This is a genomic window from Pseudoalteromonas sp. S4492, from assembly GCF_005886115.1.
GTDB classification, from domain to species: Bacteria; Pseudomonadota; Gammaproteobacteria; order Enterobacterales; family Alteromonadaceae; genus Pseudoalteromonas; species Pseudoalteromonas gelatinilytica.
In genome coordinates this window covers 24,600-48,020 of the sequence record NZ_PNCP01000043.1, presented here as the reverse complement: position 1 = coordinate 48,020, position 23,421 = coordinate 24,600, and the positions used below count along the sequence as shown (strand labels likewise).

Here is a 23,421-nt window from a genome sequence, read left to right as displayed (position 1 = left end):
AGTTTAATTCTTCCACATGCTTTAACTGTGTCTTCACTTGTACACGAGCTTGCCATTTGTTGAAGCTCAGCTTGTAGTACTTTGAGTTCCCACATTAGATTGTTAACTAAAGCCAATTTCGCCTGTGTCTATCACAAGTTCAAAACTTAAACTCTAAATACAAGCTGATTTGATCTCCTTCAAAGAAGATTTTTTGCCCATAAGCTCTTACACCGAAATGTATTGATTAGTACTGATTCACAATAATTACGCTGAAATTGAGTCAATCGTATTACAAATACTCTTATTGATACTGGCTCATTACTTGCAATTTTTCGAGAACATGACCACATGTAGAGAATAATAGGCTAACAGTGGGAAATATTTACACTATCAATGTAAGGATTACTTATGAAATACTCAAGATTTGCTGCAATGATCATCACCTCAACCATTGCTATGTTTGTCATGATGTATCTCAACACTTACGCAGTATCACATATATGGTTTAGTGAAACGCGTATCTATATGGCGTTGTATATGGGAGCAGGTATGGCAATCATCATGCTGGCCTTTATGCTTGGCATGTACAGTAACAAGAAGCTCAACATGACTATTTTTCTATTGGCAGCAATACTCTTCGCCATATGTCTTTATCTTGTTCGCTCTCAAAGCACAATTTCTGACACTGCCTACATGAAAGCGATGATTCCTCATCACTCCATTGCTATTCTTACTAGTGAGCATTCAACTTTGGAGGATGTACGCGTGCGTGAATTGGCAAATGGTATTATTAAAGCCCAACGAAAAGAAATAAAAGAAATGGAATGGCTGATTAAAGATATTTCTGAAAATGGAAAGGTCAGCTCACAAGCTCAGGCTGAGCAACGACCGCTCCCAAAGTTTGAAGGCACACTGAACAAAGGAGACTAAGATGACTAAGACAGCTACCCTGTACAGAATGGTCACTGACGAACATATCTGCCCCTATGGTTTAAGGTCGAAAGATTTGCTGGAGAGGCAAGGGTATGATGTAGAAGATCATAAGCTCACGTCAAGACAACAAGCTGATGACTTCAAAGCTAAGCATGATGTCAAAACTACGCCACAAACCTTTATTGAAGGAAAGCGTGTCGGAGGATACGATAACTTAAGAGAGTATTTTGGTAAAGATGAAGCAGGTCAAACTGGCACAACCTACACGCCCGTTGTAGCCATTTTCTCGATAGCTGCACTTCTTGCTGTTGCATCTCAACATTTTGCTTCCGGCTCATTTATCTCCATCAGAACACTGATGCTATTTATAGCTTTTTCAATGACGCTCTTAGCGGTGCAAAAACTGAAAGACCTATACAGTTTCACAAATTCGTTTATTACTTATGATTTACTAGCGATGAGATGGATAAGATATGGTTATATTTATCCCTTCATTGAAGCATATGCAGGTATTGGTATGGTTGCCCAACTACAGCCTCTCGCAGTGGCACCATTTTCATTGTTTATCGGCACAGTTGGAGCAATTTCAGTTTTCAAAGCCGTTTACATTGACAAACGCCAGTTAAAGTGTGCCTGTGTAGGCGGCGATAGCAGTGTGCCACTTGGATTTGTATCGCTATCTGAAAACTTATTTATGATCGCGGGAGCATTGATTATGCTGCTGATGTAAAGGTATAGCTCTATTCGGCGGCCCCTTAACTGTTAAGATTAGACCTAGGATGCCAGCCCACACCTTTCTAATCCATATGTAACATTTTTTCTGTCGTACTGGCATCAAGATAACCAGAACTGAGCAAACAATCTCAAAGGTTGTACAAAATAACACTAAAGCTTTTTCATTAAGTTTTATTGTTATGCTCTTGTGGTGGCTTTCGCCACCACTTTATTAGTTTTCAAGTTCCACCATATCTTTCGCTGCAATGTCACCAGACACTAGCTTTACAGTTGCGAAATGATCATTCACAATTTTAGTAATTTGTACCGTTCCTACCTTTTCGATAGTGTAGGGATCTTCACCTTCACTCAATACTATTCTTTCATGGAATCTAATAACACTGTATTTTTGCCCAACCTCTGCGCCATGCTTAGCACCAATACAGATTAGAGTTCGATTATCAGAACTTTCTACTACCTGACCTCTCATCATGTATTTATGATAAAAAGTGGTATTAGAACAACCCACTAAATATAAACCGAATGTAAGCAATAAAAGAGCTTTTATATAGGGTGTTTTCATCACTGTTACCTCATTTGACTAACTAATTATCTATACACTTTTTTATGAATTCATTTGTTTTTCCGGCCAGCCCCCGAAGGTGCTTGATGACAACTCCAAGGCTTATGAACAGAGTTATCTTTGATGTTCTGATCAACAAATTTATAGTAACTTTCTTTAGTATGTGTCCACCAATCATCATGAACATCTGCGCCATACTTACGGATTACCTCCTCAATCCCATCAAGGCTTACGTTTGCGGCATCATAGGCAAGGTGTATTTCACCTTCTTTGATGTTGTAACTAACTTCATCTATACCAAAAAGCTGATCTATTTCTTTTACTAACTCGTCACAGCTTTCTTCTGTGACATTGCTAAGCTTTAGATTTCGAACAACTAAATTTTGCTCTCTAACGCCAACTCTATGATCTAAATCGCTCATAATTTTTCTCCTAATGTTTGTGTGAATGCTGTTGATTGCTATCTTTAATTTCTTCCATTTTCCGGTTCATCTGCGGCATCATGTTCTCCATCATTTTTAAATGATGTTCAGTCATCTTGATTTGTTGATGCATTGGCATTTCTTCCATGTTTTTGTGCATGGATTGCATCATCTTCATCATTGAACGGTGATGTTCAACCATCATCTGCTGTTGCTTTTCAGGATCTTTTTCAGTTTTAATGGCATGGACTTCCTTTTTCATTTCCATCATCTTTTTATGCATTTCTCCCATGTTCTCATGTGGTATTGCCATGCCTTGATGCATATCAGCTTTGTTCGCACCTTCATGTTTATGCTCATTGTTTTGGGCAAATGAGCTAGTGGTTATCAGTAGTGAACTAATAAATAAAATTGATTTAGTTAACGTTTTCATGATTTTTACCTTCTACACTTTTATTAAAATTTGGGATCCAACTTGGTGTCGATTCCATATACCTGTGGTACTCCGAACCAAATTCAGCAATCGCTTGTGCTTCTTCGCGTTTCGCTAGCTTGACGTAAACAACGACTAAGATCGGAAACATCGCAAGTGTTGGGATTGTCGGCCACTGCAATAAAAAGCCGAACATGATTAGAATGAAAGCTACATACTGTGGGTGGCGACACCTTGCATACCATCCAGTTGTAGCCAATTGATGATGTTTTTGCGCGTGATGCAATACATTCCATGCTGAAGACAACATAAAGAAACCTGCAACAATAAACACCATACTCACTATATGAAATAGGTCCAAATGGGCATCACCTTGAAATCCAAAGAAAGTATGTAATAAATGCCCATTTTCATGCGCAAAGAAATTTACTTCTGGATAGGTCTCCGTCAGCCACCCCGACAGAAAATAGATAGTTAAAGGAAAGCCATACATTTCAGTAAATAGGGCAACAATAAAGGCAGAGAACGCGCTTAGACTTCTCCAATCAGTTGATGTTTTTGGTTTGACAAAACTAAAGGCAAAAAAGATAAAAATTGCTGAGTTCAGTATCACCATTGACCATAAGCCATAATCATATGTTTCATTCATCACTGCTCTCCTTTTTATGTGATTCCTTACGTGCCTTTTCTAACCCTTGTATGTAGCCATCGCGATAGGCTGCATTTTTATCCGTGAGTTCTTGAAAGCTCTTTTCCTTTTTTTCATCAGGCGCATGTGAATGATCGTGACCATGTTTACCATGACTGCCATGCATAAATACGTGCATCAAGGGGCATAGCAATAAAATCAAGTAGGGAAGAAATTGCAGCACATGTTGACCATGCTCAAGCACTAAGAAGTAGGTCACTGCGGCAATAAGTGCCAGTGCAGCCCAGCCTGTAGGTGTTGACCAAAAATCAGGGTGTTGATTTTTCATATTGCCCTCCTAAACGACTTTTAAGACGCCGCGATACATTTGCATCTGACAATGAAACTCATGCTCTCCCGGTGACAAGTTTAATAAGGTAATTTGAGTAATTTCATTCAACTTAAGCTGTTCGCTTATATCCAATGAAGGAATAAGCATTGTTTCAGCGCAGGGGGATTGATCTTTGCGTATAAACTTCAAGGTAACAGGTTGGCTAGCAGACACCTGAATTGAAGATGGGGAATACACGCCATCTTTCACTTCAATTAACACTTCACTGTTTTGCACAATTGTTTTGTTAGGTTCGTACAGCCAAAACCACCAAACAATCAGCGCGATCAACACTAAGCCTAATAAGTTAATAACCATCATTGTGATTCTCCTTAATGCTCTTTTGCTTTAAAAAAGCGAAGTCGATTTGCATTTGACACTACAGTCAATGACGAAAACGCCATTGCAGCACCTGCAATTACAGGGCTAAGCAGAATGCCAAAGAAGGGATATAGAACCCCCGCAGCAAAAGGAATCCCGGCAACGTTATAGACAAACGCGCCAAACAAGTTTTGTTTGATATTTCGTAAAGTGGCTTTGCTTACCGCTATGGCATCAGCAAGGCCATGAAGTGAACCACGCATTAGGGTAATGTCAGCACTTTCGATAGCTACATCAGTCCCTGTGCCTATGGCGAAGCCAACATCGGCTAACGCTAGCGCAGGAGCATCGTTGATGCCATCTCCTGTCATACCAACAATTTCGCCGCCTTCTTGTAGCTCTTTCACCTTGTTGGCTTTATCTTCTGGCAGCACTTCAGCAAGAAACTCACTAATACCCGCTTTTTTAGCTACGGCGGCAGCGGTTTCCTTGTTATCACCCGTTAACATGATGACGCGTATACCATTAGCCTGAAGCCGTTTGATAGCAGAGATTGAGTCTGACTTGATAGGATCTGCAACAGCAATGATTGCTGCAAGTTCACCATCTACAGCAAAGTACATAGGTGTTTTGGCTTCTTTGGCTAAAGACTGTGCTTGTTCAACAAAGCCTGTGAGGTCTATGCCTTTTAACTTCATTAGTTTATCGTTTCCGAAAAGCAGGGCTTTGTTGTTGCAGCTTGCTTCTACACCAAAACCCGTAATGGCGTTAAAGGCTTCAATTTTTAGTAACTCAATATCCTGATCTAACGCACTTTCAACAATCGCTTGCGCTAAAGGATGCTCTGAGCCGCTTTCTAAACTTGCTGCAAGCTGTAGTACGTCTTTTTCGTCAGTAGCTTTTGCTAAAATAATATCGGTTACCTTAGGTGCCCCTTCAGTAATAGTGCCCGTTTTATCTAAAATCATGGCAGTGATTTTAGAGGCGGTTTGCAGTGCCTCACCGTTGCGAATAAGCACTCCGGCTTCTGCTGCTTTTCCTACTCCCACCATGACAGACATGGGTGTTGCCAAGCCTAAAGCACATGGGCAGGCAATAATAAGCACAGTAGTTGCTGAAACGATGGCAAAAGCAATGGCTGGCTCAGGTCCAAAGTTAAGCCATGCTAGCGCACTTAACACAGAGGTGATCATCACGACAGGTACGAAGAAAGCTGAAATAACATCGGCCAAACGGCCAATCGGCGGTTTTGAATTTTGCGCTCGTTTCACCATATTGATGATTTGCGCAAGCGCCGTGTCTTTGCCTACACGTGTGGCTCTAAATAAAATCATGCCTGATTTGTTCAAAGTACCAGCGACAACCTCATCTTCTTCGGCTTTTTCAACAGGCATAGGTTCGCCTGTCAGCATGGACTCATCAATAGAGGTGTAGCCTTCCAATACCACACCATCTACGGGAATTTTTTCGCCCGGTTTTACCTTCACAACATCATTCAGTAAAACCTGCTCAATACCAATCTGAACCTCTTTGTTGTCGCGAATCACTGTTGCAGTTTTAGCCTGTAAGCCGATAAGGCGTTTGATGGCTTCAGAGGTTTTTCCTCTGGCTTTTATTTCTAATGCTAGACCTAGATCAATTAAGCCAATGATCATGGCGGTAGCTTCAAAATAAACATGACGAGCCATCAATGGAACTGTTTCGGGTGCAAACACAACAACCATTGAATACAGCCAAGCCGTACCTGTACCTAAAGCTATTAGGGTGTCCATATTGGCGGAGTGGTTTTTAAAGCTCTTCCATGCACCTACATAGAAATGTTTACCTGAAAAATACATAACACCAAAAGTCAAAATGCCAACAACCAGCCAAGACATGCGTTCAAGGTTTGTTTCAACCGTCATTTCTCCAACCACAATGCTGTAGATCATCAAAGGAACGCCGAGTGAAAGGGCAATAAACGTATCGCGCATTAGCTTTTTGTAATATGCCCAATCCGCCGCCTCTTTCTCGTCAAGCGCATCTGTTGCTGAGCTATCATCAATTGGCTTCGCGTTATACCCCACAGACTCAACAGCTTTGATCAATTCTTCTGTCTTAGCTGTTCCAGAAACTGTTACAGTCCTATCAGCAAAATTCATTTCCGCACTGACTACACCAAGAGTTGCCTTTAACGCCCCTTCAATTTTGCCTACACAGCTAGCACACCCAGCTCCTTCAATGATGAGCTGTTGGTTATGTGATACTTTCTCCAACGTATTCTCCTTACTTTTACACGAAGAGGATTGAGCTTTTGCCTGACAGCAACAGCCTGATTCGGTTTCTATATTTGTATTAGTAGTCACCATTTTTCCTCCTATGCCTTTTTAATTTGTTCAAAGTTTTCGATGAGATGACAAACCATGTTTGCAGTCGGTGCTTTGTCTTCCATCTCTTCCCATTGAGAAAGAGCTGAAGACATTTTTCCTCGAAGTGCCAACATTGCTTGAAACTGTTTTTCTGTTTCTTCAAGCCGCTCTTTGATCAGGCTTCTGACTAATGGGCACGCACTTTTACCATCTTCAGATTCATTAAGAATTTGCTTGATATCAGCAACGGCAAAACCAAGGTTTCTGGCACTTAAAATGAATTTAAGTCTCGATACCTCTTTATTCGAGTATGACTTGTAGCCGTTCACTGACTTAGCAGGTTTTAACAGTCCCAATCGCGTGTAATAGCGCACCGTATCAGCAGTCGTTCCAAGGCTTTTTGCCAGCTCTGTTACTTTCATATTTACTCCTTAGTTTTTCACCTAAGTTTGTACTCTCACCTACAGCTTAGACCCGTGTCTAAGACACAGGTCAAGTACTAATTCTAGTGAATAAGCTAAAAACTAATTTTTTGGTAAAAGAGAAATCTCGGTCAAAATCGACAGCATTAAGTACTGTAAATGGCAATAGTTTGAGAGTTTTCATAGTGCCTTCAAAATATCGTACTAATCGTTCAAAACAATTGATTATTTAAATCAATGAATAAGTCATTCTATTTTTGATGGGAGTGGCGAAAAAAAGACGCACTGATCCCGTGATTAGCCAATAATTGGTGGACGATAAAGTAAGAGATGGATACCAGATTTTGGTAGAGGTGTACGCTGTAGAATTAGCTCAGAGTAAATATTGCAAATACCTTCCTCTTGCGCTTGCACAAGATAGGCATTTAAATGAAAGCTTGCACAAAATCCCCCCTCACAACAAACACAATCACCAGCTTTGCATTTTTCACAGACTTCATCACCATGACGGTGTTTAGAATCTTGCGAGTTTACATTGTGATAGTGACTATTGTCATTCATTGATTGATGGTGAATATTTTTGCTTCGTTGCATAATATACGTGTCGGAAGATCCATTTTGATGTTCTTCACAATTCATTGGCTTAGCTGTAACAAAACTATGCTGCGTAAGCAACACAGTTATTATCACTATTTTAAACCACCTGAAAAGTCCAAACATTATCATTCCTTCTATAGCACCTACAATATTAGCCACTTTATAAAAATAATTTTATGATCTTGATCAACCTTTGAACTAAAACCTAAACTTTTTACTTTTTACTTTTTACTTTTTACTTTTTACTTTTTACTTTTTTAAACAGCTTAAACTTCACAAGTATAAAAGGGGTGTCTAATTTATACTCATGAGATTGAAGCCAAGTATGAGCACCATTAAAAAAAATAAAAACCCTACGCTCATAACTAGGTATTGAATAAGGGATCATTTTTCCAATTGTTCAGCTTTAAGCGCAGTACTTTGCAACAATCGGTTCTATCCCGTGCACACCCACTTCCCGTTCATCAAAAGTGATAAAATCGCCTATTGTACGTCTTTCAATGGCGATGTTTTTTGGCTTGACTCTTTAACCTTAACTATTCGCCAATTTTACTTCTTAGCTGATATTCCACCTTGATAGGTATACACCTGACTGGCACCGACTGAAAACAAGAAGTAGCTTACTATTACTGCTCTTAGTTCTTTCCAAAAATACTATTAGCTAGGCCTTTCCTAACATAACTAAAATGGTTTAAATCCCAAAAAACGAAAGCTACCATCAATATAGTTGCGGTAGCTCTCATCAAGTCAATATAGTATTTCTTCACATCAGAGCCAGAACTTGATACCTGCAACAAAAGCAGTATCACGAGTACTTTGCCCATTTAACTTCGCAAAGTCGGCTGTATTACCAAATTTATTTGTCCACTCAACGCCAATATAGGGAGCAAACTGGCGGGTAAACTCATAACGAACCCGAAAACCAATAGCACTGCTAGATAAGCCACTACCAAGGTTATTTTGGACGTCATCCTTACCGTAAAGCGTCAACTCTGCTCGTGGTTGAACAATTAACTTTTGAGTAAGTAATAGCTCATACTCAGCTTCGATCGAAAATGCACTATTACCTTGCTCTCCTAAATACGCAGTCATATCAATTTCAAACCAGTAGGGGGCTAGACCTTGTAAACCAAAAGCTAGCCATTTGCGGTTTTCACCTTCGTTATTGTAATCAAGTCGAATTCCGACTTGTGTATCCCAATAAGCAGATATTGCGTGGCCCCATAGAAAGTCTGTTTGGTTCTCCTCTAAATTACCTTCGCTAAAATCTCCCTCAGTTTTGATGACTAATCTATCAAAAGTAGTGCCATACCATGCCTGAAAGTCAAAAACACCTGCGTTTGTTTGCTCATTATATTCAAGACGATCCCCTAGTAGCGCGTAAAATGAATGCTCATCTGCCAAAGTCAGCCGTTTGTCGCTATTGAGTGCATAAGGACCTTCAGTCAATGTTGTACCTGCGGCATAAGCATGAGGGTCTCTAGCATCTTTAGGTGCATCTCCACCTTGTGCTTGCATTTTAGAATCACCCATCTCAGTCATCTCATCTTTTGCAGATACAGATACACTTATAAGGGGCAAACCTATTAATAATAGTCTTAACGTATTGGTTAGTATTAATTTTCTCATGATACAACTACCTCTCTAAACATACCTGCATCCATGTGGAATAATAAATGGCAATGCCATGCCCAGCGACCTACGTCATGAGGTGTTGTTAAAAAACTAATTCTTTGCGCTGGTTGTACAGGGATAGTATGGCGACGAACCTGTACATCACCTTTTTCATTCTCCAAATCGCTCCACATACCGTGCAGGTGCATGGGGTGTGTCATCATTGTATCGTTTTGTAAAATAACTCTTAAACGTTGATTATGCTTCATGTGAACTGGCGTGCTTTTTCCAAATTCCAAGCCATCAAATGACCAGCTATAACGCTCCATGTTTCCAGTTAAATGTAATTCAATTTCAGCCTCTGGCTCTTGCTGGTTTGTAATTCCCTCAAGAGAATGTAAATCTGCAAGTGTTAAAACACGGCGTCCATTTTTACGTAAACCTATGCCGGGATCATCAAGGTTTGTTCTAGGCATATCAACACGCATATCAACAGAAGCTCCATACTCTGTTTTTGCATGACGCACTTTAGTGCTAGCAACAGCTAATGGGTTTTTAGTCATTCCATGTTTACTATGATCCATTGCCATCGCTCCATGACCCATTGCACTATGATCCATTTGATTAGAATTCATGCCCGACATACCTGCCGTATCAGCCATTGTAGAATGCACACTATCATGGGTCATATTGCCCATCATATCTGTCATCGTTAACCACTCAACGGGGTCTAAAGAAGGTACTGGTGCATCAACGTTAGGTGCCATTGATAAAGTACCTTTAGCATAACCTGAGCGATCCATGCTTTGTGCAAAAATCGTATATGCATCATTTTTTGGCTCGACAAGTACATCATAAGTTTCACCGGGACCAAATCTAAATTCATCTACTGTCACAGGTTCAACATTTTGTCCATCAGCTTGTACAACTGTTAACTTCAGCTCAGGTATTCTTACATCAAAAAACGTATTGCTAGAACCGTTAATAAATCTAAGCCTAACCTTTTCGCCAGCTTTAAACATTCCACGCCAGTTTGTCAAAGGCGCACAACCATTCATTAAAAAAGTCATTGCAGATGCTGATAAGTCTGCAAGATCTGTAGGGTTCATTCTCATTTTATTCCACATTTCCCGGCGTTGTAGCGCATTTGAAACGCTGCTATTTGAAATGTCATCAAAAAACTCTGGAACAGTAGGTTGATTAAAGTTAAATACATCGCTCTGTACTTTTAACTTGCGAAACAAATCCATTGGGTCATCATCAGTCCAATCAGACAATTGGATGACATGCTCATTGTCAGCACTAATAATATCCTTTTCTCTTGGCTCAATAATTAATGCGCCGTACATACCTGTCATTTCTTGAAAGCCACTGTGTGAGTGATACCAATATGTGCCGCTTTGTTGCAGCTTAAATTTATAAACAAAGGTTTCACCCGGCATTATACCTTTAAAGCTAATACCCGGTACGCCATCCATTTGATACGGAAGAATGATCCCATGCCAATGAATTGAACTCGGCACTGATAATTTATTAGTTACCCTGATAGTAACGTCATCACCTTCTCTGAGGCGCAAGGTAGGAGCTGGTATTGAGCCATTGATTGTTGTAGCCATTCTTACAACACCTGTGAAGTTTACGGGTGACTCATCTATCACTAAATCTATTACTTCTCCACTTAGTTCGGGCGCAGTACCTGTTGAAGTTCCAGCAATCAAAGATGAAGCTGCATGAAGAACACTTGGAAAAGCAGCTAATACACCGCCAGCAATTACACCTTGTACAAAGCGTCTACGTGGCGTAGAAACTTGATGTAATGGACTTTTAATTCTCATTTTGTACTCCGTTATTTAACCAATAAATTAATGTGACCAATGAATGTGCTTAATCTTCCATTCACCATTTTGTTTTTCCAGCACCATCGTTTCCATGCCTTGATAATCGCGTTCAACACCTTTATGAGTACCTGTAGTTTGACTACGCGACGCAGAGATAGCGGTATTTCCAAGTATCGTCACTTGATGTTCAAGTGTGTCGCTCTTCATCGCTGCTAAATACTTCATATCCGACAACATATGATGATGAGCATATTCATCAGCGCTCCTTTCAACGCGGCCTCCCTCGAAAATGGTGACATCGTCCGCTAACTGCGCTCTAGCCTGTTTTTGATTGCCAGTTTCAAGTGCTTGATGAAATGCCAAAACAACTTTTGCGGCAGGGGTATCTATACCTTTAAACAAACCTTTGTCTTTGTTCTTATCACCATGAGCGTTTGCTGCGAAACTAAACGTCATTAATAAAACGAGTAATATATTTATTGTTTTCATTTTCATTCTCTCTTTTAGGTTTTAATTTGCAGGGCCAACAACACTAGTAAGCCCAGCCGTTACAGATAAAATGGCAAAAGCTACTACCATTTCTATCGAGATAGATTTAGATAAAGCCTCTCTGCCTTGACTATTTTTAAGTTGTGGAACGAGTATTAGTTTATGTTTAGCAGCAAGTGCCAAAATAGACACTACAAGAGCCAATTTAAACAACATTGTTTGTCCGTAACTTGAGCTTATTAGTGCATCAAGACTTCCGACCAATTGAATCACGAGCCAGAGGCCTGCTACCAACAATAGGCTCAATGTAAAACTTGCTTGTTTGCCAAAGCTTTCCATCAGCAAATGAAGTTCTGCATAACTTAGCTGATGGCAAGCCTGTTTTAGTGGCAATAACGCCCCAAACCACCATGCCATAACGAGCACATGCAAAATAAGCAAGCCTTTTTCAATTGTGCCTAACTCAGAAATATGACCCAGTAACGTGAATGAGTATGCAAGGATTAATAAACTCAACATTAAAGCGCTTTGTTTTAAGTACGAGTTCACAGCGAGTTTGAACCTTAAAGCTAAAGCGATTATTGCGGTAACTAGCCCAAGCGCTCGAAGCAAAGCTCCAGTGCCGACAGAGGAGTCCCACATAATAGCCAATATATCAGCGTCTATCGCCCCCTGAATTCCCTCTTCTGCCATTGCACCAGTACTGGCAAAGAACCAAGTAATATTAGCGATCAAAGCCATAACTATATAAGTTCTTGTCCACGTTAAATTCGCTATTACAGCATTACTATGAGATTCATTATGCTCAAAAATTTGTCTGAAAAATGTATAGCCGGCAATACAGGCAAAGCCGACGTAAAATACAATTTTTGACAGTACAATGACTGTATTCCAGATATACATTTCCATATCAATCACACAGCCTTACTAATGAACCATAAAGCCGAAGCTATCTTTCATTTTATGTCCATCTTTACCTAAATAGGTCACATCAACGATATAGTTTGTTGGAGCTAATTTAGGTAGTTCCCATGAAAACTCTCTGGAAGCTTCTTTTGATGGTTTAAAGTCAAATTTAATATTTTCACCTTTTTTATTTTTCAACGTAACTTTAACTACACGTACCTCTTTGCTAAATCCCAATGTCAATTTTTCTGGAGTATTCATTAGCATTGCATTATCAGCAGGCACGCTTTTTTCAAGATGCACATGTGCAAATACTGCACTACTAAAAACAACACTGATTATGGTTAAAAGTTTAATTAATGTTTTCATATATACCTCTATTTATTTAATGGATTAACGACTAAATTTATCTTTGAAAATTTGATTACTTGGAATCCCAGCATTTGTAATTATTTTTTCCACTTCACTCATCATTGCTTCTGGACCGCACAAGTAAAACTCAGCCAAATGCAGTTCTGATTTTTGGTTCATATACGGCAGAAGTACTTTTTGAACATAGCCTGAGTGCCCTTGCCATTCTTCTGAAGGATTAGAAAGAGTAGGAATATAAGAGAAGTTTTTATGCTTCTCACTCAGTGACTTCAATTCATTATGGTATAGCAAGTCATCTTCAGTTCGCGCACCATAGATAAGAGTCAAACCACTTTTATCTTTATGCTTTTTCAACTGTTCAAAAATAATAGACCTCAGTGGTGCAAGTCCTGAACCCGCACCTATAAACACGCGACTAACTTTTTTATTTGAAGTGGCATAAAAATCAGAAAAAGGGCCTCTTGCAGTTATCGTTTCACCTACTTGGAGTGAACCTAAATAACTTGAACCTATTCCTGCTTTAAAACCATTCTTTGCGGTCTGCCAACGGATATTAAACATTAACTCATCAGACTCCTCGTCAAAGTTAACTAATGAGTAGTGGCGAGTTACACCGTTATGAGAAAATTTTCCATGATAGTAGCTATCCCAGTATTTTTCATAGCACTCTGGCATATCATCTGGACGTAAGCTATTCATCCCTGCTGGCACATCAAATTGCATATATGCACCAGCTTTAAATGCCAACTGTTTGCCTGATTTCACCTTAAACTTCACTTCCTTGATAAAAGGAGTAATGAAGTTAGTCGCAACCACAACTAGCTCATGATTTTCAATATTGCGATCAGTATTAACTTCAATCGAACTAATTTCAGAGAACCTATGCTGACATCCAAGCCGATAACCTTCCTTAAGTTGCTCCTGAGATAAATGTTCCTGTTCAGATAGTGTGATAGGTAATTTAGTTGAACTTAAGAACACGCATTTGCCACAAGTACCGCCACCACCGCAACCTGAAGGAAGGTATACATGTGAACTAGCTAGCCCTTCTAATACAGTTGAGCGACCAACTGCTGAGATGTCAGTAATAGTATTTTCATTGGAAAACGTCACTGCCACTTTTTGCCTGTTAGTGCCCCAACCTAGCTTCAGTAAACCACTTCGATACTGTTGTATCAGCCAAGTAACACCAGTAATTGAAAGGAATAGCGTTGCAAAAGCAAATGCAATGATCAACCAATGGTTAAATCCTCCAGAATTGCCATAGTCCATAAAGTGAAGCTTCATCATCAGATCTTTCAATCTGAAATCATCATTGGCATGGCGAAGTACTTGACCTGTAATACTATCTAAATAAATAGTTGTATTGTTCTCATCCTCAACGGCAACTTGCCACATAGGATTTTGCTGCCTTACGTGATCAGAAAACGGAGGTTGAGATAACACTGGAGTAGTTAACTTACCCTGTCCTGAGTAGGAGTTTTTTGCCAAAGTTAGTACTTGTTCTTCAGACAAATTAAATGGCTTTCCTGTTACAGCATCAAATAGCTTTGAGTGGCGTTCTTGATAGCTATGCTGCCCCTTATCGAACACAAAATGATAGTAAGGCTGATGTAAAACCCATATAAGGTTTACTTCCTGCGGAGCATTACTAGTAATGTCTTTAATAGGGAATAGGTCAAAGCCTGTAATGCTACCTTCATGATGAGAATGAACTCTAAGTTCATTACCACTGGCTTTACTGTGATCCATCAAATTGAAGTAAAGGCCCGTTCCCAACCAAATAAGCAGTTGTAAACCAACAAATAAAGAAAGCCACTTGTGTATCGTTGTATTTAACTTAAATAGTCGCATCAAATGACTCCCTTTTTATTTGGGGAAAGCACTCGGTAATAAGTCAATACTGCGCCAGTAATTGCTCCCATTAGACCTAGAGTTGCGACCAAGAACAAAAACCAGTTAGATACGTTTTCTCCATCATAGTAATCCATAATGTGGAACCGCCACATCCAATCAAACAATCGCCAGTAATCATGACGCTTGGCAACAAGTGATCCTGTTTGTTGACTTATATAAAATGTCGGTGTGGAGAATTGCTCAAACGTCACTCTCCAAACAGGTAAATGCCTTGGGGACAACTCAGCAGGCAAGTTTGTCGCTGACTTAATCAACCTTATGCTGTCGATTTGATGATTCAGTGCATAATGGTATTGTGCGATTTCTTTAGCCTTGATTTCATCTACAAGGGCCTGAACAGCTCCAGTTTTAGCATCTATTGCTACTTTTCCATTTTCTCCATTAATAAAAGAATACAAAGGACGGCCCATACTTTGAGTAAGTGTAACTTGGCTAGCTTTAGGATAATCCGCAGCTAGCTTTACAATGGAGTAATCCATACTTGCTAAATCTATTTTGGCTTCCTCACTCTTAGCCAAGGTTTCGCCGTGTATATAGTGAATATCCATAGTCACCATATACACGCCTGTAATAGACCAGAAGAGGAATTGTATTCCGACAAATGCCATTAGCCATTTGTGATATTTTCTAGCCGTGCTAAGCATTATTCTCAGGCTCCACGTTAGAAAGCTCTTTGTTAAAGGCATTTACTTCAGGCTTTTTAATGATTGAGTAAATTGCAGGGAGTACAATAAGCGTGAGCAGCACAGCACTTGTCATTCCGCCTACCATAGGAGCAGCAATGCGGCTCATGACCTCAGAACCTGTACCAGTACCATATAAAATAGGCATTAAACCTATAATGATTGTAGCTACCGTCATCATTACTGGACGAACTCGTAAGCCAGCACCGTGCAATAATGCATCTTGATATGCATCATTTGAGATGAGTTCTGCTCGCTCCACCGCTTTTTCCTTAAGCTCAGCAAGTGCTTGATTAAGATAAACCAGCATTATCACGCCAATCTCAACCGCAACACCAGCTAGAGCGATAAAGCCCACACCAACAGCTACTGAGAAATTAAACCCTTCTAGATACATCAACCATAAGCCACCGATCATTGCCATCGGCAAGGTAACGATAATGATAGCCACTTCACTAAACGCTCTGAAATTCAGGTAAAGCAGAATAACAATAATGGCGAGTGTTAAAGGCAATACATAGGTGAGCTTTTCTTTCGCTCTTTCCATATATTCGTATTGTCCGGCCCAAGTAATTGAATAGCCTGCTGGTAATGTCAGGTTATTTGCTAAGTGTTCTTTAGCATTTTCAACATAAGTACCTACATCAACGCTATCAATATCAATGAAAGTCCAACCATTGATTCTGGCATTCTCACTTTTAATACCCGGTGGGCCATTCTCTATTCGAATATCAGCAACATCACCTAGTGCAATGCGTTGACCACTTGGTGTTACAACAGGTAATCGTGCTAGCTGCTCAGGAGAATCTCGATAATCTTGCGGATAGCGCAGATTAACAGGGTAACGCTCTTGACCTTCTATCGTTTGTGTCACATTCATACCGCCAATCGCAGTAGAAACTACTTGTTGGACATCTTCGATATTTAACCCAAAGCGACTTGATTTATCTCGTGAAATATCAACCTTGATATATCGTCCACCTGCAACTCGTTCAGAGTAAACTGACGCTGTGCCTGTCACTTCTGGCAAGAGTTGTTCTATTTGTTGGCCGATATCCTGAATTACATCAAGTTCTGGTCCGGCGACTTTAATACCGACAGGCGTTTTTATACCTGTAGCTAACATGTCAATGCGGGTCTTGATTGGCATGACCCAAGCATTGGTTAAGCCCGGAAATTTAACCAACTTATCAAACTCAGCTTTTAACGACTCAGTTGTCACGCCTTCTCGCCACTCCTCCCGTGGCTTCAATTGAATAAAGGTTTCAATCATGGTTAGAGGCGCAGGGTCAGTTGCGGTTTCAGCTCGTCCTACTTTACCGAATACATTTTCAACTTCTGGCACAGTGCGAATAAGCTTGTCCGTTTGCTGCAATAACTCTCTTGCTTTACCGATTGAAATGCCGGGATATGTAGTAGGCATATACATAAGGTCGCCTTCATCCAATGGCGGAATGAATTCACTACCAATTTTATCGACAGGCCAAAAACCAACGATAGTCACTAATACTGCTGCGACTATTGTCGATTTTGGAAACCTCATGACTCGCTTTAAAACAGGCATGTAGATAGCAATCAATAATCGGTTTAACGGGTTTTTCTTTTCAGAGACGACTTTGCCTCGAATAAAGTAGCCCATCAAAACAGGAACCAATGTTATTGCCAAGCCTGCTGATGCAGCCATTGCATAGGTTTTTGTATAGGCGAGCGGTGAAAACATTCTTCCTTCTTGCGCTTCTAAGATAAACACAGGTAAGAATGAGACTGTTATGATCAGCAAGCTAAAAAATAATGCAGGGCCTACCTCACTCGCAGCCTTAGCTACAATTTGCCAACGGTTTTCATCTGTTAGTGGTGTTTTCTCCATATGTTTATGCATATTTTCAATCATCACTATTGCACCATCAGTCATCGCACCAATAGCAATAGCGATACCGCCTAAAGACATAATATTGGCATTGATGCCTTGCATATACATGATGATGAATGACACCAATATACCTAATGGTAGAGTAACAACTGCCACAATTGATGAGCGAAGATGAAATAGGAAAGCAACACAGACAATAGCAACGACTGCAAGCTCCTCTAGCAACTTGCTCCAAAGGTTATCAACAGCACGATCTATTAACTTCGATCTGTCATAGACAGGGACAACCTCCACCCCCTCTGGTAAAGAAGATTTGAGCGACTCAAGCTTTTCTTTTACCCCATTTATGGTTTGTTGAGCGTTTTCACCAAAGCGCATAACGACAACACCACCAACAACTTCGCCTTCGCCATTAAGTTCTGCGATACCACGGCGCATTTGAGGACCAAGGTTAACGTTGGCAACATCACCAATACGCAACGGCGTGCCTTGCTCGTTAATGCCAAGTGGAATTTTTTCGATGTCCGCAACTGATTGAATATATCCCGTAGCAGTAACCATATATTCAGCTTCAGCCATTTCCACAACGGATGCGCCAGTTTCTTTGTTCCCTTTTTGTAAGGCTATTTGTATTAAACTTAGAGGAATATCGTAAGCTCTCAATTTGTCAGGATCTACTTGCACTTGATACTGCTTAACCATACCACCAACGGCGGCAACTTCGGACACGCCCGGAACAGTTTGTAGTTCATACTTTAAGAACCAGTCTTGAATGCTTCTTAATTGGCTTAGATCATGGTTTCCAGACTTATCTGTTAAAGCGTAAATGTATACCCAACCCACACCTGTTGCATCAGGTCCTAATTGAGGTTTTGCCGAATCAGGCAGGCTTGATGCTACTTGGCTTAAGTATTCAAGTACTCTGCTTCTAGCCCAATACAAATCAGTATCATCATCAAAAATGATATAGACGTAGGAATCACCAAAAAATGAGTAACCACGAACAGTTTGCGCTCCCGGTACTGACAACATCGCTGTAGTAAGGGGAAACGTCACTTGATCTTGCACTACTTGTGGTGCCTGTCCCGGATAGCTCGTCTTAATTATCACCTGCACATCAGAAAGATCTGGGAGTGCATCTACTGGCGTTTTTTGTAATGAGTACAAACCACCAAACGCGACAATTAAGGTAATCAACAAAACAAAGAAACGATTGCCGATAGACCATCTAATAATTGATTCAATCATTATTTTTCTCCCACTTAATGATTAGAATGATCAACAGCAGCTTTATTTTCCTTGCCGTGTTGTTCATCTGATTCAAGAGAGATTTCAGTGATAACTAAGTCATCTCTAACCTCAAAAGTGAAAGTGACATTATCACCAACATTGAAATCAACTATTTCTATATTGTCCGCGACGATAAAATCCATCGTCGCAGCAGGTCTATCCCATTTCTCTATTGGCCCTCGGCTAATATTCAATGTTCGCATATCAATGTTAATGTCATTAATTAAACCTGATACTGTTGCTGATGATACTTCTTCACTCATATCAGCAGGCTCACTCATGATATGAATTCCAGTAACTTCATATCCACCGTCTTCGGTTTTGCTCACTTCAAAGTGCAAAGATTGCCCAGACTTTAATGAGTCAATATCGACTTTTTCAGCCACAGTAAAATCCATAACCATCTCAGGCCAGTCCCAAGCTTCAGCAGGGCCATGCGAAATATTAACCATACGGTGTCCTGCCATAACACTATTAACATCACCTTGCATCCAAACAGAGTTAGGCACTTCATCATGAGTCATTCGTTTAAAGTCAGAGCTTTTACTTGATTCAGAATCAATCAAGAACTGAGCTGATGTCACCACAACGTCATCTTCATTTAAGCCGTCTAATATTTCGATGCTGTCGATATCAACCCGGCCAATCGTCACTTCGATAGACTTAAATTGCCCATCCCCCAACGCAAGTACAACTCTGTCTTGTTTACCTGTGCGAATGACGGCTTCTTTAGGTACGAGTATCGTGCTATCAGCTTGATTAGCGTGAATAGAGACTTGTGCAAACATGTTTGGTTTTAGCTGGTAATCTGTGTTGTCGAATTTCAATCGCACTCTAAGAGTACGAGTTTTACTGTTCAACGTTGGATAGACATAATCAACAACACCAGCCCAGTCCTCACCCGGTAAATAATCCAGAGTCATTGATACTGGCAATCCTTCTTTAATCAAAGCCGCATCACGTTCAAACACTTCTGCTTCAACCCAAACTTGATCTAACTGACCAATGCTTAATAAGGTGTTTCCCGGTTTTACATAAAAACCTTCCCTAATCTTCAAACCATCAACAACACCTGCTTGTGGTGAGTAAAAAGTGATTGTTTGCTGAACCTTTCGTGTCTTTTCTAGCTTTTGAACAAAGTCTGCTGAAAGCTGTAACGCTTTAAGGCGATCTTTGGCTGCTGAAATTAAAGAACTATTATTGCGTTTTAACGCTATCAACAGCTCTTCTTGCGCGTTAACTAACTGAGGAGAATAAAGCGTGTAAAGAGGTTGCCCTTTCTCTACAGGATTACCTGCTGCTTTGACGTAGAGCTTTTCAATCCAACCATCAACACGAGGATGGATGTGAATTAGCTTATCTTCATCATATTGAACGTAACCTACGGTTGAGATTTCAGTATGCATATTTTTAAGCTCAACAGGAGCAGTGCGAACCCCAAGATTATTCACTACATGAGGCGCGATTTTTACGGCTCCGGGGCCAAAGTCATCACCAGATGATTCTTCCTCATACACAGGAATTAAATCCATACCCATAGGCGACTTACCGGGCTTGTCCCGGCGGTAATTAGAATCCATCGGTGCAACCCAATACAGCGGTTTTTTCTCTGCTGATGTAGCTTCATTGCCATTACCGCTTGAACCTGTACCTTGATATAAACTTAATGCTCCAGCACCTAGTGCTGCCCCAATGATGATGGCGGCTACTAGTTTCAAATTTGGTGTTTTAGTATTCGTTGACATTATTTTTCTCCAAATTGCTGATTGGATAAGTGCTGATTCATTCTGTGTGAAGTTTGCATCGACTTATGTTCAGCATTTGAGTTAGATTGAGAATGCGCAAAGAAATAGTTGATACGAGCAACTGTTTTAAGTGCGTCAACGTCAATTCTTAAGGCTGATATTCTGGCATTTAATTCTGCGATTCTTGCTCGAACAACTTCGGCAAAATCGCCATCATCATTTGTGTAAGCTGTCAATGACGCTTCTGCTTGGTCATGAGTTTGTTTAAGGAGTTGTTCTTGATAGATAGATTGCCTATCAGATAAACGCTTAAGCTGTCTAAGCTCCTTTTCCACCATACTGATCATTTGCTTTGTCAGTAATAGTTTCTCGGTTTTAATAGTCTCTGAATCTGCAATAGAAGCTGCAACTTGCTTATCTTGTCTGTTCTCGGTGAACAAGGGTAAATCAAACGTTACTCCAACAGAAAATAAATCAGCTCGGCTATCACCAGAGGGCATATTGTCACGATAGGCATAACTAGCATTAACACCCCATTGCGGCTCATATTGCTGTTTAGCTAACTCAACTGCTTTTTCTGAAGCTTTGCGTTTTATATCAATTGCAAGTATGGCTGGGTGATTCGAAAGCTCCTGAGCCAATAGATTTCTTGAGTAATTAGATGCTTTTAGGACTGTTGAATTGTTCAAATGAATTGTAGGCAACTTTTTAGAAACCCTAAACTCTAATGGTTGCGTATCAAAGTTGAATGATTCATTCAAGCCAGCAGCATCGTAGATATGAAGCCACTCATTAAGGCGAGCGATTGTTGTTTCTAGTTTCTGCTTTTGCGAAGTTAATCGGTCATCTAACTGCACGATTTCCAATTGAGCACGAATAACATCTTGTTGTCTGGTTTTACCAACAACATTTGAGTAGCTAGCTTTAGTAACTTCCGCCATCTGCTCAAAGAGCGCCCAATCCGCTTCAATCAATTTAATGGTTTGTTGGGCTAAGTAAGCATCTAACCATAACTGTGATACTTGGCTTATCAGTTTAGCCTTACGATCCTCTCGTAGCAGTGGAAATTTCGTTGACTCAATTTTTAATTGCTCTTGTTTAATCTTTAAACTATCACCTCTAGGAAACATTTGAGAAACACCAACCTTTAGTTGAGTCATTCCTTCCTGATCTAAGTCCCAAGTATCTGTTGGTAAATTCATTATCCCTAGTGATACTTTGGGGTCAGGCAAAGTACCTGAAGCGATACTTCTATTTTCAACCGCACTTTGTTTCAACTGACTCCCATGAAGCCAAGGATCATTTTGCTGAGCTAAGGTGATAGCTTGTTCGAGTGACACTACTTTCTCAGCTTGAGCTGAGAATACAGATAAGCCGAGTATTAGTGCAGTTGAAAGTGAAGTAAGGTTTGAAGCGTTCAATTTCATTAGAATTGCTCCTCGTATGTCTTAACTTTTGCATAGACTTCGCTCGTTCCATCTTTAAATAAAATTAACACGTTATATGACATAAAGCGGTCGCCGACTTCCATACCCGGAGAGCCAACAGGCATTGCTGGGACAGATAATCCAATCGCATTGGGGTGCTCTTCTGACAAGAACTGCTGAATAAACTTAGCGGGTACATGGCCTTCAAAGGCAAATCCATTTCTACTCACTGCCGTGTGGCATGAACGGTAATTAGGTTTAATACCATACTTAGTTTTGATATTGCCGATGTTTCGGAAATCTTTGGAATGCGCAACGATCCCTTTGTCTTCAATATGAGTTATCCATTTTTTACAACACCCACAAGTAGGGGTTTTATAAACGATTAACTCCAAAGGTGTTACGTCGTTATTGTGTGCATGCTTATGTTCATTGGCGTTTGCAAACGCAGGTGAAAGCAGCATTACAACTGCTATTTTTAAATACTTATTGATCATTTTTGCCCCCAGACATCGCTGGAAAATAGCTATAGCGCTACGACGCTATATTGACTAACAGAAAAATTAATTACATGTGCGCGAAATTTAGACGCACTAATCCTGTATTAGGCAAAAATTGGTGGACGATAAAGGGAAGTGGAAATTGAATGAGGTTGTTTAGATTGCAGAGCAGCTACAGATTCACTCAATATTTGAATATCTGTCGAATCAATACTGGAATTTAGGACTGTCGTAGATGAGCAAGCATTTGCAGGACAAACACATTCAACGTCACAACAATCTTCTGATTGACCATTACTGCTTTTATTCATATCACCATGATCCATGTTCATGTTCATGTTCATGTTCATGTTCATGTTCATGTGTGATTCGTGAGAACCTGATGACATTTCGCACGGCATAGCAGAATACGCAAATGCTTGCCCTACAAAGGCAAACAGCATAAGCGTTATTACTAAGACTTTTGAAAATGCTTTAGACATAAAATTCTCATAAAAATATACATTGTCTATGCTAATACAAATTTTCGAATAAGTAAATTGATGTCATGTAAACATTTATGAATATTTGACTAACGTCAATTTTTTCAAAGAGGTAAGTGACAAATAATAATCTCATCAGACTTTTTATCTTCGTTATTCAATGGCTTTTATTTTGAGACTTAAGTTGCTCTCTCATTTCTAAAACTCGATCTACCGAATAAGCTCCCGCCCTCATAACAACCAGTTCAACAAACGAAATATCAATTAACTTATGGTCAGCATCAATCACATAACAACTCTCACTATGTGTGTATATTTCTAACTTATCCTCATCAGCAGATTTGCTAACAACCTTTGAAGTCACGATTTGCTGAAATGGCCGGAACCTGAATGTTTCATCTTCAATAACCACCCCTGATAAAAACTCGCCAAGAAATATTTTTTCAAATTCTTTATAGTCGTAAACAGATACTATGTAGGCATCCTTTAAATATATTCTATCCAACGTATTCCC

Annotated in this window: 24 protein-coding genes; 2 read left to right on the top strand and 22 right to left on the bottom strand. The window is 40.0% G+C overall.

Features of this window, described 5'->3' with window-relative positions; translation table 11 throughout:
* Positions 1–390: 390 nt before the first annotated feature.
* Positions 391–912, top strand: a complete 522-nt coding sequence (locus CWC28_RS14565; protein WP_138625336.1) for a DUF305 domain-containing protein — start codon at positions 391–393, stop codon at positions 910–912.
* A 1-nt stretch (position 913) separates the two neighbouring features.
* The gene (locus CWC28_RS14560; RefSeq protein WP_138625335.1) at positions 914–1,645 is read left to right on the top strand and encodes a MauE/DoxX family redox-associated membrane protein; all 732 of its coding nucleotides are present in this window, start codon (positions 914–916) and stop codon (positions 1,643–1,645) included.
* A 216-nt stretch (positions 1,646–1,861) separates the two neighbouring features.
* Here CWC28_RS14560 and CWC28_RS14555 read toward each other — a convergent pair whose 3' ends face one another.
* The 22 genes from CWC28_RS14555 to CWC28_RS14445 all read right to left on the bottom strand — a co-directional run bounded on the left by CWC28_RS14555 (position 1,862) and on the right by CWC28_RS14445 (position 23,412).
* Positions 1,862–2,212 (bottom strand): hypothetical protein, encoded by a 351-nt coding sequence (locus CWC28_RS14555; protein WP_004589646.1) that lies wholly within the window; start codon positions 2,210–2,212, stop codon positions 1,862–1,864.
* Between the two features lie 50 nt (positions 2,213–2,262).
* Complete coding sequence (locus tag CWC28_RS14550) at positions 2,263–2,634, bottom strand: hypothetical protein (RefSeq protein ID WP_019677951.1); 372 nt, start codon at positions 2,632–2,634, stop codon at positions 2,263–2,265.
* A 10-nt stretch (positions 2,635–2,644) separates the two neighbouring features.
* The gene (locus tag CWC28_RS14545; RefSeq protein WP_138625334.1) at positions 2,645–3,067 is read right to left on the bottom strand and encodes a hypothetical protein; all 423 of its coding nucleotides are present in this window, start codon (positions 3,065–3,067) and stop codon (positions 2,645–2,647) included.
* Entirely contained in the window at positions 3,051–3,716 is a 666-nt protein-coding gene (locus tag CWC28_RS14540) for a methyltransferase family protein (protein WP_138625333.1), read from the bottom strand. The genes CWC28_RS14545 and CWC28_RS14540 overlap by 17 nt, the downstream gene beginning before the upstream one ends.
* A complete protein-coding gene (locus CWC28_RS14535) occupies positions 3,709–4,044 on the bottom strand; it encodes a DUF2933 domain-containing protein (RefSeq protein ID WP_138625332.1) in 336 nt (111 codons plus the stop codon). Before CWC28_RS14535 ends, CWC28_RS14540 begins: the two co-directional genes overlap by 8 nt.
* 9 nt (positions 4,045–4,053) lie before the next feature.
* Positions 4,054–4,407: a cupredoxin domain-containing protein gene (locus CWC28_RS14530; RefSeq protein WP_138625331.1), complete on the bottom strand. Its 354-nt coding sequence runs from the start codon at positions 4,405–4,407 to the stop codon at positions 4,054–4,056.
* 11 nt (positions 4,408–4,418) lie between these two features.
* On the bottom strand, positions 4,419–6,662 hold the full coding sequence (locus tag CWC28_RS14525; protein WP_138625330.1) for a heavy metal translocating P-type ATPase: 2,244 nt from the start codon (positions 6,660–6,662) through the stop codon (positions 4,419–4,421).
* Positions 6,663–6,763: 101 nt separating this feature from the next.
* A complete protein-coding gene (locus tag CWC28_RS14520; RefSeq protein ID WP_085281994.1) occupies positions 6,764–7,177 on the bottom strand; it encodes a MerR family transcriptional regulator in 414 nt (137 codons plus the stop codon).
* A 297-nt stretch (positions 7,178–7,474) separates the two neighbouring features.
* The gene (locus tag CWC28_RS14515; protein WP_138625329.1) at positions 7,475–7,897 is read right to left on the bottom strand and encodes a hypothetical protein; all 423 of its coding nucleotides are present in this window, start codon (positions 7,895–7,897) and stop codon (positions 7,475–7,477) included.
* A gap of 645 nt (positions 7,898–8,542) precedes the next feature.
* A complete protein-coding gene (locus CWC28_RS14505) occupies positions 8,543–9,403 on the bottom strand; it encodes a copper resistance protein B (protein ID WP_138625328.1) in 861 nt (286 codons plus the stop codon).
* Positions 9,400–11,223: a copper resistance system multicopper oxidase gene (locus CWC28_RS14500; protein ID WP_138625327.1), complete on the bottom strand. Its 1,824-nt coding sequence runs from the start codon at positions 11,221–11,223 to the stop codon at positions 9,400–9,402. Before CWC28_RS14500 ends, CWC28_RS14505 begins: the two co-directional genes overlap by 4 nt.
* A gap of 27 nt (positions 11,224–11,250) precedes the next feature.
* Positions 11,251–11,721: a YybH family protein gene (locus CWC28_RS14495; protein WP_008467847.1), complete on the bottom strand. Its 471-nt coding sequence runs from the start codon at positions 11,719–11,721 to the stop codon at positions 11,251–11,253.
* A gap of 15 nt (positions 11,722–11,736) precedes the next feature.
* Entirely contained in the window at positions 11,737–12,624 is an 888-nt protein-coding gene (locus CWC28_RS14490) for a CopD family protein (protein ID WP_135923582.1), read from the bottom strand.
* Positions 12,625–12,642: 18 nt separating this feature from the next.
* On the bottom strand, positions 12,643–12,990 hold the full coding sequence (locus CWC28_RS14485) for a copper resistance CopC family protein (protein ID WP_016708251.1): 348 nt from the start codon (positions 12,988–12,990) through the stop codon (positions 12,643–12,645).
* A gap of 24 nt (positions 12,991–13,014) precedes the next feature.
* The gene (locus CWC28_RS14480; RefSeq protein WP_135923581.1) at positions 13,015–14,847 is read right to left on the bottom strand and encodes a 2Fe-2S iron-sulfur cluster-binding protein; all 1,833 of its coding nucleotides are present in this window, start codon (positions 14,845–14,847) and stop codon (positions 13,015–13,017) included.
* Complete coding sequence (locus CWC28_RS14475; protein ID WP_249324973.1) at positions 14,847–15,458, bottom strand: PepSY domain-containing protein; 612 nt, start codon at positions 15,456–15,458, stop codon at positions 14,847–14,849. The genes CWC28_RS14480 and CWC28_RS14475 overlap by 1 nt, the downstream gene beginning before the upstream one ends.
* 88 nt (positions 15,459–15,546) lie before the next feature.
* Positions 15,547–18,711 (bottom strand): efflux RND transporter permease subunit, encoded by a 3,165-nt coding sequence (locus CWC28_RS14470; RefSeq protein ID WP_138625325.1) that lies wholly within the window; start codon positions 18,709–18,711, stop codon positions 15,547–15,549.
* Between the two features lie 14 nt (positions 18,712–18,725).
* Positions 18,726–20,498 (bottom strand): efflux RND transporter periplasmic adaptor subunit, encoded by a 1,773-nt coding sequence (locus tag CWC28_RS14465; RefSeq protein ID WP_138625324.1) that lies wholly within the window; start codon positions 20,496–20,498, stop codon positions 18,726–18,728.
* Positions 20,498–21,925, bottom strand: a complete 1,428-nt coding sequence (locus tag CWC28_RS14460; RefSeq protein ID WP_138625323.1) for a TolC family protein — start codon at positions 21,923–21,925, stop codon at positions 20,498–20,500. The genes CWC28_RS14465 and CWC28_RS14460 overlap by 1 nt, the downstream gene beginning before the upstream one ends.
* Complete coding sequence (locus tag CWC28_RS14455) at positions 21,925–22,422, bottom strand: DUF411 domain-containing protein (protein ID WP_138625322.1); 498 nt, start codon at positions 22,420–22,422, stop codon at positions 21,925–21,927. Before CWC28_RS14455 ends, CWC28_RS14460 begins: the two co-directional genes overlap by 1 nt.
* A gap of 107 nt (positions 22,423–22,529) precedes the next feature.
* The gene (locus tag CWC28_RS14450) at positions 22,530–22,907 is read right to left on the bottom strand and encodes a hypothetical protein (protein ID WP_138625321.1); all 378 of its coding nucleotides are present in this window, start codon (positions 22,905–22,907) and stop codon (positions 22,530–22,532) included.
* Positions 22,908–23,064: 157 nt separating this feature from the next.
* Positions 23,065–23,412 (bottom strand): hypothetical protein, encoded by a 348-nt coding sequence (locus CWC28_RS14445; protein ID WP_135923575.1) that lies wholly within the window; start codon positions 23,410–23,412, stop codon positions 23,065–23,067.
* Positions 23,413–23,421 lie beyond the last annotated feature (9 nt).

Coding starts and splice junctions, on each gene's coding strand:
- CWC28_RS14565 (WP_138625336.1), top strand. CDS start 391: ATGAAATACTCAAGATTTGCTGCAATGATCATCACCTCAACCATTGCT.
- CWC28_RS14460 (WP_138625323.1), bottom strand. CDS start 21,925: ATGAAATTGAACGCTTCAAACCTTACTTCACTTTCAACTGCACTAATA.
- CWC28_RS14480 (WP_135923581.1), bottom strand. CDS start 14,847: ATGCGACTATTTAAGTTAAATACAACGATACACAAGTGGCTTTCTTTA.
- CWC28_RS14530 (WP_138625331.1), bottom strand. CDS start 4,407: ATGATGGTTATTAACTTATTAGGCTTAGTGTTGATCGCGCTGATTGTT.
- CWC28_RS14515 (WP_138625329.1), bottom strand. CDS start 7,897: ATGTTTGGACTTTTCAGGTGGTTTAAAATAGTGATAATAACTGTGTTG.
- CWC28_RS14560 (WP_138625335.1), top strand. CDS start 914: ATGACTAAGACAGCTACCCTGTACAGAATGGTCACTGACGAACATATC.
- CWC28_RS14465 (WP_138625324.1), bottom strand. CDS start 20,498: ATGTCAACGAATACTAAAACACCAAATTTGAAACTAGTAGCCGCCATC.
- CWC28_RS14535 (WP_138625332.1), bottom strand. CDS start 4,044: ATGAAAAATCAACACCCTGATTTTTGGTCAACACCTACAGGCTGGGCT.
- CWC28_RS14520 (WP_085281994.1), bottom strand. CDS start 7,177: ATGAAAGTAACAGAGCTGGCAAAAAGCCTTGGAACGACTGCTGATACG.
- CWC28_RS14505 (WP_138625328.1), bottom strand. CDS start 9,403: ATGAGAAAATTAATACTAACCAATACGTTAAGACTATTATTAATAGGT.
- CWC28_RS14500 (WP_138625327.1), bottom strand. CDS start 11,223: ATGAGAATTAAAAGTCCATTACATCAAGTTTCTACGCCACGTAGACGC.
- CWC28_RS14450 (WP_138625321.1), bottom strand. CDS start 22,907: ATGTCTAAAGCATTTTCAAAAGTCTTAGTAATAACGCTTATGCTGTTT.
- CWC28_RS14550 (WP_019677951.1), bottom strand. CDS start 2,634: ATGAGCGATTTAGATCATAGAGTTGGCGTTAGAGAGCAAAATTTAGTT.
- CWC28_RS14555 (WP_004589646.1), bottom strand. CDS start 2,212: ATGAAAACACCCTATATAAAAGCTCTTTTATTGCTTACATTCGGTTTA.
- CWC28_RS14470 (WP_138625325.1), bottom strand. CDS start 18,711: ATGATTGAATCAATTATTAGATGGTCTATCGGCAATCGTTTCTTTGTT.
- CWC28_RS14495 (WP_008467847.1), bottom strand. CDS start 11,721: ATGAAAATGAAAACAATAAATATATTACTCGTTTTATTAATGACGTTT.
- CWC28_RS14475 (WP_249324973.1), bottom strand. CDS start 15,458: ATGGATATTCACTATATACACGGCGAAACCTTGGCTAAGAGTGAGGAA.
- CWC28_RS14490 (WP_135923582.1), bottom strand. CDS start 12,624: ATGGAAATGTATATCTGGAATACAGTCATTGTACTGTCAAAAATTGTA.
- CWC28_RS14485 (WP_016708251.1), bottom strand. CDS start 12,990: ATGAAAACATTAATTAAACTTTTAACCATAATCAGTGTTGTTTTTAGT.
- CWC28_RS14545 (WP_138625334.1), bottom strand. CDS start 3,067: ATGAAAACGTTAACTAAATCAATTTTATTTATTAGTTCACTACTGATA.
- CWC28_RS14540 (WP_138625333.1), bottom strand. CDS start 3,716: ATGAATGAAACATATGATTATGGCTTATGGTCAATGGTGATACTGAAC.
- CWC28_RS14455 (WP_138625322.1), bottom strand. CDS start 22,422: ATGATCAATAAGTATTTAAAAATAGCAGTTGTAATGCTGCTTTCACCT.